Source organism: Burkholderia sp. Tr-20355, assembly GCF_017104685.1.
GTDB lineage: Bacteria > Pseudomonadota > Gammaproteobacteria > Burkholderiales > Burkholderiaceae > Burkholderia > Burkholderia seminalis.
This window is the reverse complement of the sequence record NZ_JAAGPK010000006.1, coordinates 57564-72056: the sequence shown is the minus strand read 5'-3', so window position 1 is coordinate 72056 and position 14493 is coordinate 57564. Positions and strand designations below refer to the sequence as shown.

Genomic DNA, 14493 nt, shown 5'->3' with positions numbered 1-14493 from the left:
TCATGGCGCGAGACTTCTGAGTACCAGGTTCGCAAGTTGGGTCGTCGCCTCTTCCGCACCCTCGAGGTTGTACTGGAGCAGCAGCGGATTGAAATAGGGCTTCATCACCAGAAAGATCCCGTTCACCGCCTCGTCTTGCGGCGTCTTGCGTTCGAATTCGCCGGTTTCGCGCCCGAGCCGCAGGATCTCGGCGACGAGTTGCCGGATCTGGTCCTCATAACCCTGGACCGATGGCCAGGGCGATGCGGCCGACACGGCGGCGATGTCGTAAAGCTTGCGATCCTGGAAGAAGAGCTCGCTTCCGGACGAAAGCAAGGTCTTGAACATACAGCGAAATTTTTCCGTCGCGCTGTGCGCGCCGTCGATGTTTTCCTTGACGGCGGTGATCATCGCGGCGAGGCGATTCGCGCAGATGACTTGACCGATCGCCTGCTTGGAATCGAAGAATTTGTAGATATAGGCTTTCGAAAACCCGATTTCCTTCGCGAGGTCGGAAACGGTGGTCTTTTCGTAGCCGTAGCGACTGAAGTATTCCGTTGCGGCGTCGACGATCTGCGCGCGAACTTCGTGGTCCGAGGGGCCGCGGGACGGGGAGGCGGAGGGAGTCGGTTTGTTCATGTCTCAAGCTTAGCCGCTCACTCGCGAGTTGACAACTTGTGACCATATTGTATATTGGTCACACTATCCGCTCTGCCGTTGCGCTCCCGAGATGATCATGCCCCTGCACCGTCCACTTGTTCTCCTGGCCAGCGTCGCCGTCCTTTCGGCGTGCGCCGTGGGTCCCGACTACCACCGCCCGGATGCGCCGCTGGCGCAGCACTACCTGACCCAGCCGTCCGCCGGCACGGCACAGGCTCCGGTTGCCGATCTCTCCGCCTGGTGGGAAAGCTTCAACGACCCGCTGCTCACGCGTTACGTTTCGCTGGCGCTGGCGCAGAACCTGGACCTGGCCCAGGCCGTCGCGCAAATCACTCAGGCACGCGCACGCCTGGGCACGGCCAACGCGGCGCTCCTCCCGTCGGCCTCGGTTTCCGCGTCGGCGGCCCGCGCCTATCAGTCCGTCGACACGCCGTTGGGGCAATTGCTCAATGCCACGCCGGGTTACGCGCGCTGGGGCACCGAGTACGAAACCAACCTGGAGGCCGGTTGGGAGATCGACATCTTTGGCGGTCTGCGCCGCCAGCGTGAAGCCGCGCTCGCCGATTACTCGGCGACGCAGGCGGCGGCGGTCGCCACCCGCCTTGCCGTCGCGGCCCAGACCGCGGACCTCTACGTCACGATCCGGGGGCTCCAGGCCCGTCTGGACATCGCGACCCGGCAGGTGCAGACGCAGCAGACACTGCTCGCGGACGTGAAACTCCTGTATTCGAAAGGTGCGGCGGCCGACTATCAGGTTCAGCAGGCGCAAGGCGCGCTCGATCAGGTTCAGGCCGGCGTGCCCGTCCTGCTCGCGGCGCTCGACGCGGCGTCGAACGCCCTCGACGTGATGCTCGGCACGCCTCCCGGCACGCACCGCGCGGAGCTGAGCCCGCCCACCGTGATCCCCGTTGCGCCGTCGCTCGCGGAAATGGGCACGCCGGCCGATCTGCTGCAAAGACGTCCCGACCTGATCGCCGCCGAACGTCACCTCGCCGCGGCCAATGCGCGCATTGGCGCCGCGATCGGCGAGTACTACCCGACGGTCTCGCTGAACGCCTTCCTCGGCAGCGCGACCGCCGCCGCCACCGGTACGTTGTTCTCGGGCGGCGCCAACCAGGCGGCCGGCCTCGTCGGGCTGCGCTGGCGCCTGTTCGATTTCGCGCGCATCGGCGCCGATGTCGAAGCGGCGAAAGGCGCCGACGCGCAGGCACTCGCGGCCTATCGGCAGGCCGTCCTCCGCGCGTCCGAGGACGTCGAGAACTCGCTCTCGTCATTGGTGAATCGACAGGCGCAGGCGGCCACGCTGTCGCATGCCGAGTCGTCGTTTTCCCGCGCCAAGGATGCGTCGATGACCGCGTACCGCAGCGGTGCGGCGAGCTTCATCGACGTATTGCACGCGAACGAGACGCTGCTGCAGGCCGCCGACGCGCGCGCGCAAGCACAGACGGAATCCGCGCGGGCCGCGATCTCGACGTTCAAGGCGCTCGGCGGCGGCTGGGACCCGGCATCGCACGTCGGTCAGACGTCGTTGAGTTCACGCTGACGAAGCCGCCCTGCGTTGGCGCGCGCAACGACGCCCGCGCACCGTCCGGTTCCGCGCGAGTGCGAATCGCACCATTGCCGTGCGCGTCGCACCCGCGATCGGACAGCGTCACGCGCGTGACTGCACGCATCGCGCGGCCGTCATCGAATTGCGCTAAATTGGGCCTGATTTCATTTGAACCCGCCGTCGGGCAAAGGCACGCCACGCCCGACCGGGCGCACTCCAGGGCGCGATGAATGAACGACAAGGATCCTGTCGATTTCGGTCAACCGGTTGCAGACGACACGCTCGCCAGACGGTTTCTCCTGCGAGACGCACCGACCGTGCGGGCCGGCGTTTTCTCCCACGGGCAACCGATTTCGTTCACCCGGTTGATCAACCCGCGGCCCCAGCCGGGGCGCTCGCTCACGCCGCAACCGGAGGAAGCCTTCGTCTTCCAGATGCCGCTGATACTCGGCCCCGATCCCGGCCTCCGTTATTCAAGCGGCAATCTCGACGCGTCCGCGTCGTGCAGTCCGGGCAGTTGCTTTCTGCTCGACCTGCGCTCGAGCCCGACGCGCCGTCTCGACATGCCGTTCGATACCATGCGGCTCTATCTGGCCCAGGGCGCGATCGAGGAATTCACCGATCAAAAGCGGCGCCGGCGCATAGGAGGACTCGTGCAGCCGCATCTCGGCGCCAGCGACCCGGTACTGCTCAGTCTGTCGCATACGCTGCAGACGGTCCTGCAGCAGCCCAACCTGACGAGTGCGCTGTTCATCGATTACCTCGCGCTGGCGTTCTGCGAACACGTCGTCACACGCTATGGCCGAGCCGATCCGGCGCTCCGGCCGCGCCGCTCCGGACTCGCTCCTTGGCAGATGCGGCGCATCGAGGATTATTTCGCGTCCCACCTGCACGACAATCCGTCGATCGCCGATCTCGCGCGCGAGTGCAATCTCTCCACCAGCTACTTCGGCGAAGCCTTCAAGCAGACCACCGGCAGCACGCCCCATCAGTGGCTGCTCAAGCGCCGTATCGAGCGTGCGAAATCGCTGTTGCGGGACACCGATGCGAGCCTGGCCAGCATCGCGTCGGACTGCGGATTTTTCGACCAGAGCCATTTCTCGCGCGTGTTCTCGCGTCTCGAGGGGTGCGGGCCGAAAGACTGGGCGCAGCGCAACCGATAGCCCCGCACCGGTGCAAACGTCACGGGCGGCGCATGTGCGTGCGCTCGACATGCGCCGACGCACCCCGCACCGCCGCCTCCTGATCCGGATTCAGCCCCTGCCCCCGGTATTCGACGGTCGTCCGCGAATCGTCCAACGAACCGGTGTTTTATACAAGATCGCGCGGGCACCCCGCGGGTACGCTTCTCTCACATCGACTCGTCGATGCCTCCGTGGCGCGTCACTCGTCGAACGGGTGGCCATCGCGGTCCGGCCGTTTCATGTCGGCGCACCTGCCGAAATTGCACGTTGATTTTCCCGTAAAGCCTCGCGCGGCCGCCCGCCCCGAAACGGCATGGCGCTGCGCCGGTCCGCCCACCCCTCCTGGAGTCGACGCATGAAAAATCGCGATACGTCTACGCGTCTCGATCACGCAACCGGTGCACCCGTCGCCGACAATCTGAACATCGAAACGGCCGGCCCGCGCGGTCCCGCGCTGCTGCAGGATATCTGGCTGATCGAGAAACTCGCGCACTTCGACCGCGAGGTCATTCCCGAACGACGCATGCACGCCAAAGGATCGGGCGCGCATGGCGTATTCACGGTCACGCACGACATCACGCGCTACACCAAGGCGAAACTCTTTTCGGAAATCGGCAAGGCAACGCCGGTATTCATGCGCTTTTCGACAGTCGCCGGCGAGCGCGGCGCCGCCGATGCCGAACGCGATATCCGGGGCTTCGCGGTGAAGTTCTATACGGAAGAAGGAAACTGGGACATCGTGGGCAACAACACGCCCGTGTTCTTTTTCCGTGATCCGCTGCGTTTTCCCGATCTCAATCACGCGATCAAGCGCGACCCGCGCACCGGACTGCGCAGCGCAAACAGCAACTGGGACTTCTGGACGCTGCTGCCGGAGGCGCTTCATCAGGTCACGATCGTCATGAGCGACAGGGGCATCCCGCGCAGCTATCGTCACATGCATGGATTCGGCAGCCATACGTTCAGCCTCGTCGATGCCGACAACCAGCGGACGTGGGTGAAATTCCACTTCCGTACGCAGCAAGGCATCGAGAATCTGACCGACGGCGAAGCCGAACAGCTCGTGGGCAAGGACCGAGAAACGCATGGCCGCGACCTTTACGAAAGCATCGAACGCGGCGAGTTCCCGCGCTGGACCCTCTTCATTCAGGTGATGAACGACGACGAGGCCAGGGCGCTGCCGTTCAACCCGTTCGACCTGACCAAGGTCTGGCCGAAAAGCGATTTCCCGCTGATCGAGGTCGGCGTGCTCGAATTGAACCGCAACCCGGGCAACTACTTCGCCGAGGTCGAGCAGGCCGCGTTCTCGCCCGCGAACGTCGTGCCCGGCATCGGCTTTTCGCCGGACAAGATGCTGCAGGCGCGGCTCTTCTCTTATGGCGACACGCAACGTTATCGGCTGGGCGTGAACTTCAATCACATTCCCGTCAATGCGCCGAAGTGCCCCTTCCACAGCTACCACCGCGATGGCGCCATGCGCACCGACGACAACCTCGGCGGCACGCCGTCCTACTACCCGAACAGTGCCGGCGAGTGGGAAGCGCGGCCCGATCTTCACGAGCCGCCGCTGCGAATCGAAGGCGACGCCGCACATTGGGACCACCGCGTGGACGTCGATCACTTCGCGCAGCCCGGGAATCTGTTTCGCCTGATGAGTCGGGCGCAGCGACAGGTGCTGTTCGACAACACCGCCCGGCAGCTGGCCTCCGTCCACGCGCCTATCCAGGAACGCCACATCCTCAATTGCGCGAAGGCGGACCCCGAGTACGGCGCGGGCGTTCGCGAGGCCCTCGCGAGAATCGGGGCGACGGCTGCGGCGAAGTAACCGGCCGTTCGCGTGCGGCGTCCGCCAGGACGCCGGCATCCGCTCACATTTCGATGGAGAACCGTCATGTCGCAGGTCATTCAGGATGTCGCCGTGCCCGACAGTCAGCTTGCGCGGGAAATTACCGAGTTCGTGCGCGACACGTCCACCCCGCTGCTCTTTCATCATTCGAGCCGCGTCTATTTGTTCGGCGCCCTGGAAGGCGTGCGTCGCGGCCTGAAATTCGATCCGGAACTGTTGTACGCGGGCGCCATGTTCCATGACATCGGCCTCACCGGCGCGTACAGCAGCGCCACCGAACGCTTCGAAGTCGACGGAGCCAATGCGGCCCGCGACTTTCTCTCGGGCCGGGGCATCACCGCGGCCGACATCGATCTCGTCTGGACGGCCATTGCGCTGCATACCACGCCCGGCATTCCGCGCCATATGCACCCGGTCGTTGCGCTGGTGACCGCCGGGGTCGAGATGGATGTGCTCGGCCTTTCGTACCACGCGTTCTCGCACGAGGAACGCGAAGCCGTCACGCATGCGCATCCGCGCCCGCCGCACTTCAAGGAAGAGATCATTCAGGCGTTCTACAACGGCATCAAGCATAAACCGGAGACCACGTTCGGCAACGTGAAGGCCGACGTGATCGCCGACAAGGAGCCTCACTTCCATCGGGGGAATTTCTGTTCCGTCATCCGCGATTCGGCATGGCCGGGTTGACGATGCCATGTCCCGCGCATCGATGCCCGGCCAGTCGCGCCGCGCCAGGCGATCGCGACCGCATGCAGGTCCGCACAGGCAGAAAACACCGGCGATCGCATCGTGCGAGACGGCTGGCCGGTGTCCATCAACGGAATCATTCACACTGAGGTGAACATCATGGGCAAGCTTGCAGGAAAAGTGGCCGTTGTAACCGGTGCGTCGAAAGGTATCGGCGCCGCCATCGCCAAGGCGCTCGCGGCAGAGGGCGCGTCGGTCGTCGTGAACTACGCCAGCAGCAAGGCCGGCGCGGACGACGTCGTGTCCGCCATCACCACGGCCGGGGGAAAAGCGGTTGCCGTGGGCGGCGACGTGTCGAAGGCGGCCGACGCGAAAGGCATCGTCGACGCGGCGATCGAAACGTATGGGCGCCTCGACATTCTCGTCAACAACTCGGGCGTCTACGAGTTCGCGCCGATCGAGGCGTTCACGGAAGCGCAATACCGCAGGCAATTCGACATCAACGTGCTCGGGGTCCTGCTCACGACACAGGCCGCCGTCCAGCACCTGGGCGAAGGCGCCAGCATCATCAATGTCAGCTCGGTCGTCTCGACGCTCACACCGGCGACGACCGCCGTCTACAGCGGCACGAAAGGCGCGGTGGATTCCATCACAGGCGCGCTCGCGCGCGAACTCGGGCCGCGCGGCATTCGCGTGAATACGATCAACCCCGGCGTGATCGTGACCGAAGGTGCGCAAAGCGCCGGCGTGATCGGATCGGAGTTCGAGAGTTCAGCGGTCAGCCAGACGCCGCTCGGACGCGTGGGCCGGCCGGACGACGTTGCATCGATTGCGGTTTTCCTCGCTTCCGGCGACGCAAAGTGGCTGACGGGCGAACACATCATCGCCAGCGGCGGCATGCGCTGACGCGGGTTCGCTCGCGTACCGTCGGCCCCGCCATCGACGCAATGCATATGACGATCGCTCCGGATTTCCCGCGGCTCAGCGGGTTGCCACGTCGATTCGGAGCGTGACGACTGCAGTCACTGAAACGAAACGACGATGCCCGCACTTCGTGAGTGCGGCCCGCATGCGCGGGTCGCTGCTCACCGCCACGCCGGAAACCAGCGGGCGCCGGTGCGACGCGCCGTTCGCGATCGCCAACTCGACACGATGCTCCGTATTGCCCTGCCCGAGACTTCCTTCAAATCAACCTGATCAGGAACGTGCCATGAGCTATTTCAACTCCACGGACGGTACCGAGATTTTCTACAAGGACTGGGGGACAGGCACGCCGGTCGTCTTCTCCCATGGGTGGCCGCTCTGTGCCGACGCCTGGGATGCACAAATGCTGTTCCTCGGCACCCGAGGCTATCGTGTCATTGCACACGATCGCCGCGGCCACGGCCGTTCCGGTCAAACGTGGGACGGGAACCACATGGATCAGTATGCCGACGATCTCGCGGCACTCCTGAACCATCTCGATCTGCGCGGCGCGGTGCTGGTCGGGCATTCGACCGGTGGAGGCGAGGTCGCACGCTACATCGGCCGCCACGGAACCGGACGCGTCGCAAAGGCGGTGCTGATCGGCGCGGTTCCGCCGATCATGCTCAAGACCAACGATAACCCGGGCGGTCTGCCGATCGATGTATTCGATGGACTGCGCGCCGGCGTGGTGAACAATCGTTCGCAGCTCTACAAGGATCTCGCCGTACCGTTTTACAACTTCAACCGCCCGGGTGCCGACGTGTCACAAGGCACGATCGACGCCTTCCAGGTGCAAGGCCTGATGGGTTCGATCAAGGGGCAATTTGATTGCATTCGTGAATTCTCCGAGGTCGACTACACCGAAGACCTGAAAAAAATCGACGTTCCCCTCCTCATTCTGCACGGCGACGACGACCAGATCGTGCCGATCGACGCATCGGCACGACGGTCGGTTGAAATCGCCCCGAACGCACGGCTCAAGATCTATCCCGGCGGCTCGCACGGCATGGCGACGATCAACGCGAGCGCAGTCAACCTCGATCTACTCGATTTCCTGCAAAGCTGAATCGTCTGTCTGCGATGTGCCTGTGCAGCGCTTTGCACAGGCCCCGCGCAAAAACCGCCCGCCTGGCAGCACCGTTTCTCACGCTGCATCCAGCATCCAACGGCGATATTGAAGCTATGGAAAACACTCCAGGTATCGACGACGTCGCAAACGACATCAGCGACCGGAATCGTTGGGACAGGATCCTCGATGCCCTGCGATCGCCTCCGGCTGCACCGCTTTCAGCGGGAGCGGACGAGCGTGCGTGCAGGACCGATTCGAACCTCGGGGCGGTCCGCATCGTGATTCTCGAGCGCCCGTCAGCCGACACCGTGCTCGTCTCGTGGAGCAGTTCAACGACGTGTCGATACGGCGAGCAGACCTGGCAGAGAGTGATTGCCCGGAAGGACGGCGTTTGCATTCTGAGCGGCGACTCGATTGCTCGAGGGGACGCGGTCTTTCGTCCAAAGCGCGCGCGAAACGCGATGTGCAGCAACGCGACGGCAATGATCAAGGCGTCGGCCATCGATTCGCCGCCTTGCCGGGGCGGTCAGACATCAGTCGGGTCGGTCTCTGAATCCAGGGCCTCGACGCCGAACCGGCCTGGCGATCGGCACGCGGATGCTTTTCCCGAACTCGAACCGCACTTTGCCCAACTCGTCTCCGAGGCTTGAATCGGAGACGGACGGGGGCAAGAAAAAGGAGACATCGCGTGGATCAATCGCTCGAACGCGCCATCGCGGGCATCGTTCGGACGCGTGCCGGAAAACATCCGGTGCCGGTTGTCCATTCCTTTTTTGACGAGGCGACATCTACCGCGAGTTATGTCGTTCACGATCCGATCTCGCTTGCCGCAGCAATCATCGACCCGGTCCTCGACTTCGACGCACCGACGTGCCGATGTTCGGAGACATCGGCCCGCGCTATCGTCGCTTATATCGAATCGGAAGGCCTCTCGATCGTATGGCTGCTCGAAACCCATGTCCATGCGGACCACCTGAGCGCCGCGTCCTTTCTGCAGGCGCGTGTCGGCGGTGCGCTCGCAATCGGACGCGCGATCACCGCGGTACAGCGACGCTTCGGCAGCTTGTTTAACGCCGGACCGGAGTTCCTGCGCGACGGCTCGCAATTCGATCACCTGTTCGATGACGGCGAGCGATTCAACATCGGGGCGATCGAGTGCAGGGTTCTCGACGTTCCCGGACATACGCCCGACAGTGTCGCCTACGTCATCGGCGATTCGGTGTTCTGCGGCAACACGATGTTCATGCCGGACTACGGGACGGCGAGAGCCGACTTGCCGGGCGGAGACGCCAGGCGGCTTTTCCGCTCCATTCGGCGACTGCTTTGCCTTCCCGACGAAGCAAGACTGTTCCTGAGTCACGACTACAAGGCGCCCGGACGGGACGCCTACGCGTGGGAAACGACAATCGGGGCCGAACGCACCACGAACGTACACGTTCGTGACGGGATTACTGAAGACGCGTTCGTCGCGGCACGTACCGCACGAGACGCGACGCTGACCTTGCCGAAGCTGATTCTTCAAGCGATGCAGGTGAACATGCGGGCCGGCGCCCTTCCGCCTTTGGAAAACAACGGCAAGCGCTATCTGAGAATTCCGTTGAATACGATCTGATGCAATCGGCGGTGAACCTGGCGTTCGGCGGGTCGGTGCTCCTGGGCTCTCTCGGAGCGCGGGTTCACTGGATCTTGAGCCACGGCTGGACTGGACCCTGACCGTGTATGCGAGCTGAGCCTGGCATGCACGGCATGCGGGGCGCTACCGTGATTGAAGTTCGAGTCGATACGCCTGAAAATAAGCGGCATTACTTCGTTATCCTTCCGTTATGTGGCATCGACAATCAGCGGCACATGATGTCGAGCGGCCGTTGTGTGGTCGCGCGAAGGATGCTTTGCGACCCGGGCGACATTCGTCGCGGCTCCTGCAACGGCCCTTCGTCGCCGCCAAGCGGTCGTTCGCGGGACATACGACGAACTGCAAAGCCCGTGGTTAGTTGCGGCACATGCAAAGCTCGAACTCGTGTCCGTCGGGGCTGCTCAATACAATGCTTTTCATGGACGCGATCTTCAATCCGTCCATCACGATGGCGGCGCCGTTTTCTGTTGCCCGTTTCACGAATTCGTGAAGTGCACTTTCTTCGAACTCAAAGACCGGGACGGAGCTGCTACCTTTTATCTCGTCTCCAAAATCGTTTAACAAAAGGCCCAGTCTGTTTGTGCCGATCAAGAATTCAGTCCACTTGCCGGACCGCTTCAGCGGTTCATATCCGAGAAGTCGCTCCCAGAAAGAAGTGGACGTCTACATATCACTCACCTTCAAATACACGGTCCGAAGTTTCATGACGTGCCCCCGAAATGGATGCCAACGGAATGTATCAGATGCCAAAATAATTGGCTTTCAACAGCATCGGCCAGATTCATGCAGTGATTGAAGCTTGACTGAGCTTGAGGTCGAAAGCGTACTGTCTGAACTCGGTGCTTCGCCCGGCCGGCCGCCCGGTACGCCGGGAATCGGTCTAGAAATCAGGGGGTACTGCCGGAACGCTTGGTCCACTGCGTGAGTGGACAAATTTAACGCGGACGTAGACGAGTTGTGTCATTCGCGCCGAGCTATGGGGAATTCGATTCGACTCTCGTCGTCCGGTCGAATCGCCGTCTGGCCGCCCTGCTGAACAGCCATGAAGCGCCCGTATCCTGTCACGTCGAAAAGGGTCTCGATCACTTCGACGTGCACTCACGCTGCACGATCCGCACAGTCATCGGTATCGAACACTGGAAGCGATGATGAAGGGGAAACATATCGTGAACGGAGTCATCGATGTCGGGTTGCCGTTCCTCCCTTCCGCCAACACCTGGTGAACACACCACCGAGGACCTCAACGAAGGCGCCCTCACGCTTGCCGAAGCGGTGGGCGCAGGGAAGCTCGACTAGACACCGCTGCCCCCCGGACGAGCGGCGACAGCGCATGCGGCACTTCATCGCGCGGCGCTGTGCTTCGGAAACCTCATCGCTATGACAAGGCCGCCGTCGGCCGCGTTGGAAATCTGCAGCGTGCCGCCGTGATGGCGAACGAGGCGGCGGACGATGGCGAGGCCCAATCCGCTGTGCGCGGTGCCGCCGCGCGCGGGATCGAGCCGGACAAACGGACGCAGCACGCGGTCCAGGTCAGGCTCGGACACGCCGGCCCCGTGATCTCGCACCACGATTTCGTAGTGCTCGTCATGCGCTCGCGTGGCGATCTCCACGGGCGGCTCGCCGTAGGTCAGCGCATTCTCGACAAGGTTGGAGAGAATGCGGTCGATATCGACCATGGGCAGCATGAAGTCGAGCCCCGCGTGCAGATCGAGCGTGACAAGTGCATCGGTATGCGCTTCGCCGCCCGGACTCGGTGCGTCGGTGTAATCGCGACGACAATGCGTGTCCACGCTGATTTGCGGCGACCCTTCGGGGCTCTCGTGCGCAAAGTCGAGAAACTGCGTGATGACACGCGACATGGATTCGGTATCGCGCAGAAAGCCCTCGCGATCGCTACGGTCGGTCAGCAGGTCTGCCCGCACCTGCATGCGTGTGATCGGTGTCCGCAGGTCGTGCGCGATGCTCGCGAGCATCACGGCGCGCTCGCGCTCTGCCTCGGCCAGCTCGCGCGTCATGTCGTTGAAGTCGCCAATCAGCTCGCGCAGTTCGCGCGGCCCGCGTGTGCGCACGCGGTTCAGGTGATGGCCAGTGCGATGCTCACGCGCGGCTGCGGCAAGATCGCGGATGGGGCGGTTCAGGTGCCACGCAAGCACGACGGCAACCACGATAGCGAACACCAGCGTCAACGCCAGCACCCCGGTGAAACGACTCAGTGGCACCTCGGCCCGCGGGAGCACGATGCCACGCGTGCTGCCTGCGGGGAGCACGCGCAGCGTGCCGTCGCTATCCATCGCCACGTGGATGCCCGACGGCAGCACGTGCCGCAGCTGCCGTTCGATGGGCCCGAGCGTGTCGATGCGAAAGCGCTGCGCTTCGGCGGCCGGCAGTTGCTTCAGGTCCACGAACGAAATACCGAGAATGTTCGCCACAGACCGTTCGCTGCCGCCATCGTGCTCGCCCATGCGGGCGGCTGCCTCCATGACGCGCGAAATATGGAAAGCGGTGAGGCTCGCGCGGGTTCGGTCGATCAGCAGCAGCGACGTGAGGTGAACCAGCACGAGCAGGCCCACCGTCGTGATGACGAGCCGGCCGAACATCGAATCAAATGGATTCTTCATCGGCCGGGATGTCGGGAATGAACATGTAGCCGACGCCGCGCATGGTTTGCAACCGCCGGGGATTGGACGGATCGTCCTCGATCAGGCGACGCAGGCGCCATACCGGCACGTCGATGCCGCGCTCCGTCACCTCGGCATCCGGACCGTGGAGCAGCTCGATGAGCCGCGCACGCGAAAGCGTCTCCATGGGGTGCGAGGCCAGCACCTCGAGCAGCGCGTACTCGCCGCCCGTGAGCTTCACGGGTGTGCCTTCCCTCAGCAGCGTGCGCGTCGAGAAATCCAGTTCGAAACGGCCGAACCGGCACGGGGCGCGCTTCTCCTGCACTACCGTGGTTGGCGGCTGGCCTTGGCGGCGCAGCACCGCGTGGATGCGCGCGAGCAGTTCCTGCGGCATGAACGGCTTGCCCAGATAGTCGTCCGCACCCAGTTCGAGCCCCAGCACGCGTTCCACGCCTTCGGCGCGCGCGGTCAGCATGATGACGGGAATCGTGTCGCCGCGCGCGCGCAATTGCTTGAGCGCGGTGAGGCCATCCACGCCCGGCATCATGAGGTCCATCACGATGATGGACGGCCGCTCACGTTCGAGCCGCCGCGCCAGATTGGTGGCGTCGTGCAAGACGGAGAACGCGCTGCCGCGTTGCTGGAAGAACTTGCGCAGCAGGTCGCGCAGCTCGGCGTCGTCATCAACGAGCAGGACCTGCAGCGTGGAATCGGGAAAGGGGGGTGCGTGCACTTCGGGTATTCGGGTGGTATGAGAACGGATTGATGGTAGCCCGGAGAAGGCTCGACTGGCTTTCGAAATATTACTGAGTATTGGCGCTCGCCAGATGTATGTGCCGCACCGCCTGGTGTTTCGTTTCGTACACAGCAAGCATCCCCGTCTCTTTCGTCTGTCTTCTCGGGTCACCGGACAGTAAGTTTCCGTAAGCACGGAAATAGGCGACGTCGGTAGCGTTACGCCTTGCCCAGCACCGGTTCCGCTGAGCTGCCATTGAAGCGCTCGGTGCCATCCCGTTCCCGCATCGCGATGTCCAAACAGGTCAAAGATGAAGACGTCAATCCTCTCTAACCACGCGCACCACCGCACGATGTGCAGGCCGCGGCGCTTATTTTCCGCGCTCTCGATATTCGCCATACTCGGCACCGCGGGCTGCAACAAGCCGACAGGCGCGCCCTCCGGCTTTGCCGCACAAACCGCCGCGGTCGGCGTACTCACGCTCGCGCCGCAGCGCATCGTCGAAACCACCGAACTCTCCGGCCGCCTTTCCTCGCTGAAGGTTTCCGACGTCCGCCCGCAGGTGGGCGGTATCGTCTTGAAGCGCCTGTTCGTGGAAGGCAGCGACGTGAAGGCGGGCCAGGTGCTCTACCAGATCGACCCGGCCACCTACCAGGCGACCTACGACCAGGCCCGCGGCACGCTCGAAAAAGCGCGCGCCACGCTGGCCTCGGCGAAAACGAAAGCGGATCGCTACACGGAACTCGTGAAGATCAACGCCGTGAGCAAGCAGGATTACGACGATGCCGTCGCCGCCGTTCGCGAAGACGCAGCCGACGTCACGGCCGACGAGGCGTCGCTCGAATCTGCGCGCGTCAACCTCGAATACACGCGTGTGCGCGCCCCAATTTCCGGGCGCATCGGTGCATCGAGCGTGACCGAGGGTGCGCTCGTCACCTCCGACCAGACCACTGCGCTTGCCACCATCCAGGCGTTCGACCAGATGTACCTCGACGTCACGCGCCCCAGCACGGAATGGCTGAAGCTGCGCAAGGCCTTCGCTTCGGGGCGCCTGAAGAAAACGGGCAGCGACAGCGCCGCCGTCACGCTCGTAATGGAAGACGGCACCGAATACGCGCACCCCGGCGCGCTGCAGTTCTCCGGCGTGACCGTGGACGCCACGACGGGCTCGGTCACGCTGCGCAGCACGTTCCCGAACCCCGAACGCGAATTGCTGCCCGGCATGTTCGTCCGCGCCCGTCTGGAAGAAGGCGAAAACGACAACGCGATACTCGTGCCGCAGATGGCCGTGACGCGCACATCGGACGGCAAGGCGAGCGTCTACGTGGCGGACGCGACCGGCAACGCGCAGCAGGTGCAGGTGGTGGCCGACAACGCATTCCGCGACCAATGGATCGTGACGTCGGGTCTGCACACCGGCGACCGCGTGATCGTGAGCGGCCTGCAGAGCGTGCATGCGGGCGCGCCGGTCAAGGTGGCGGCCGATACGCCGCAGACACAGGCGAACGCGGCACCCGCGACAGACACGGCCTCGTCCGTGTCGGCACAACGCTAGGCGGAGAACGG

At 63.8% G+C, this 14493-nt stretch carries 12 protein-coding genes and 1 pseudogene; 9 read left to right on the top strand and 4 right to left on the bottom strand.

Going from position 1 to position 14493, the window contains the following annotated elements; translation table 11 throughout:
- Window positions 1-618, bottom strand: a complete 618-nt coding sequence (locus tag G3N62_RS02800) for a TetR/AcrR family transcriptional regulator (protein ID WP_049035844.1) — start codon at window positions 616-618, stop codon at window positions 1-3.
- Between the two features lie 97 nt (window positions 619-715).
- On the opposite strand from G3N62_RS02800, the gene G3N62_RS02795 reads away from it, so the two are divergent.
- The 8 genes from G3N62_RS02795 (at window position 716) to G3N62_RS02760 (ending at window position 9552) form a co-directional block, all read left to right on the top strand.
- Window positions 716-2182 (top strand): efflux transporter outer membrane subunit, encoded by a 1467-nt coding sequence (locus G3N62_RS02795; protein ID WP_124671153.1) that lies wholly within the window; start codon window positions 716-718, stop codon window positions 2180-2182.
- A gap of 236 nt (window positions 2183-2418) precedes the next feature.
- Window positions 2419-3351: an AraC family transcriptional regulator gene (locus G3N62_RS02790; protein ID WP_080287916.1), complete on the top strand. Its 933-nt coding sequence runs from the start codon at window positions 2419-2421 to the stop codon at window positions 3349-3351.
- Window positions 3352-3727: 376 nt separating this feature from the next.
- The gene (locus G3N62_RS02785; RefSeq protein ID WP_124671166.1) at window positions 3728-5197 is read left to right on the top strand and encodes a catalase; all 1470 of its coding nucleotides are present in this window, start codon (window positions 3728-3730) and stop codon (window positions 5195-5197) included.
- A 66-nt stretch (window positions 5198-5263) separates the two neighbouring features.
- Window positions 5264-5905 carry an HD domain-containing protein gene (locus G3N62_RS02780; protein ID WP_124671152.1) on the top strand — a complete coding sequence of 214 codons (642 nt, stop codon included), beginning with the start codon at window positions 5264-5266 and terminating at the stop codon, window positions 5903-5905.
- A 159-nt stretch (window positions 5906-6064) separates the two neighbouring features.
- On the top strand, window positions 6065-6811 hold the full coding sequence (locus G3N62_RS02775; RefSeq protein ID WP_034190443.1) for a glucose 1-dehydrogenase: 747 nt from the start codon (window positions 6065-6067) through the stop codon (window positions 6809-6811).
- A gap of 304 nt (window positions 6812-7115) precedes the next feature.
- The gene (locus tag G3N62_RS02770; protein WP_124671151.1) at window positions 7116-7937 is read left to right on the top strand and encodes an alpha/beta hydrolase; all 822 of its coding nucleotides are present in this window, start codon (window positions 7116-7118) and stop codon (window positions 7935-7937) included.
- A gap of 116 nt (window positions 7938-8053) precedes the next feature.
- The gene (locus G3N62_RS02765; protein ID WP_185733135.1) at window positions 8054-8590 is read left to right on the top strand and encodes a DUF3331 domain-containing protein; all 537 of its coding nucleotides are present in this window, start codon (window positions 8054-8056) and stop codon (window positions 8588-8590) included.
- Window positions 8591-8628: 38 nt separating this feature from the next.
- A complete protein-coding gene (locus G3N62_RS02760; RefSeq protein ID WP_124671150.1) occupies window positions 8629-9552 on the top strand; it encodes an MBL fold metallo-hydrolase in 924 nt (307 codons plus the stop codon).
- Window positions 9553-9927: 375 nt separating this feature from the next.
- On the opposite strand, the pseudogene G3N62_RS36365 reads toward G3N62_RS02760, so the two are convergent.
- The 3 genes and pseudogenes from G3N62_RS36365 to G3N62_RS02750 all read right to left on the bottom strand — a co-directional run.
- Window positions 9928-10221, bottom strand: a pseudogene (locus tag G3N62_RS36365) (VOC family protein); the annotation flags it as partial.
- 692 nt (window positions 10222-10913) lie between these two features.
- Entirely contained in the window at window positions 10914-12191 is a 1278-nt protein-coding gene (locus tag G3N62_RS02755; protein ID WP_124671149.1) for an ATP-binding protein, read from the bottom strand.
- Window positions 12175-12924: a response regulator gene (locus tag G3N62_RS02750; protein ID WP_185733134.1), complete on the bottom strand. Its 750-nt coding sequence runs from the start codon at window positions 12922-12924 to the stop codon at window positions 12175-12177. The genes G3N62_RS02755 and G3N62_RS02750 overlap by 17 nt, the downstream gene beginning before the upstream one ends.
- A 313-nt stretch (window positions 12925-13237) precedes the next feature.
- On the opposite strand from G3N62_RS02750, the gene G3N62_RS02745 reads away from it, so the two are divergent.
- Entirely contained in the window at window positions 13238-14482 is a 1245-nt protein-coding gene (locus tag G3N62_RS02745; RefSeq protein WP_124671148.1) for an efflux RND transporter periplasmic adaptor subunit, read from the top strand.
- The last annotated feature ends 11 nt before the right edge of the window (window positions 14483-14493 follow it).

What these genes read in the sequence shown, in the direction of transcription:
- G3N62_RS02770 (WP_124671151.1), top strand. Translation starts at nt 7,116, where the DNA reads ATGAGCTATTTCAACTCCACGGACGGTACCGAGATTTTCTACAAGGAC.
- G3N62_RS02755 (WP_124671149.1), bottom strand. Translation starts at nt 12,191, where the DNA reads ATGAAGAATCCATTTGATTCGATGTTCGGCCGGCTCGTCATCACGACG.
- G3N62_RS02780 (WP_124671152.1), top strand. Translation starts at nt 5,264, where the DNA reads ATGTCGCAGGTCATTCAGGATGTCGCCGTGCCCGACAGTCAGCTTGCG.
- G3N62_RS02785 (WP_124671166.1), top strand. Translation starts at nt 3,728, where the DNA reads ATGAAAAATCGCGATACGTCTACGCGTCTCGATCACGCAACCGGTGCA.
- G3N62_RS02795 (WP_124671153.1), top strand. Translation starts at nt 716, where the DNA reads ATGCCCCTGCACCGTCCACTTGTTCTCCTGGCCAGCGTCGCCGTCCTT.
- G3N62_RS02800 (WP_049035844.1), bottom strand. Translation starts at nt 618, where the DNA reads ATGAACAAACCGACTCCCTCCGCCTCCCCGTCCCGCGGCCCCTCGGAC.
- G3N62_RS02745 (WP_124671148.1), top strand. Translation starts at nt 13,238, where the DNA reads ATGAAGACGTCAATCCTCTCTAACCACGCGCACCACCGCACGATGTGC.
- G3N62_RS02775 (WP_034190443.1), top strand. Translation starts at nt 6,065, where the DNA reads ATGGGCAAGCTTGCAGGAAAAGTGGCCGTTGTAACCGGTGCGTCGAAA.
- G3N62_RS02765 (WP_185733135.1), top strand. Translation starts at nt 8,054, where the DNA reads ATGGAAAACACTCCAGGTATCGACGACGTCGCAAACGACATCAGCGAC.
- G3N62_RS02790 (WP_080287916.1), top strand. Translation starts at nt 2,419, where the DNA reads ATGAACGACAAGGATCCTGTCGATTTCGGTCAACCGGTTGCAGACGAC.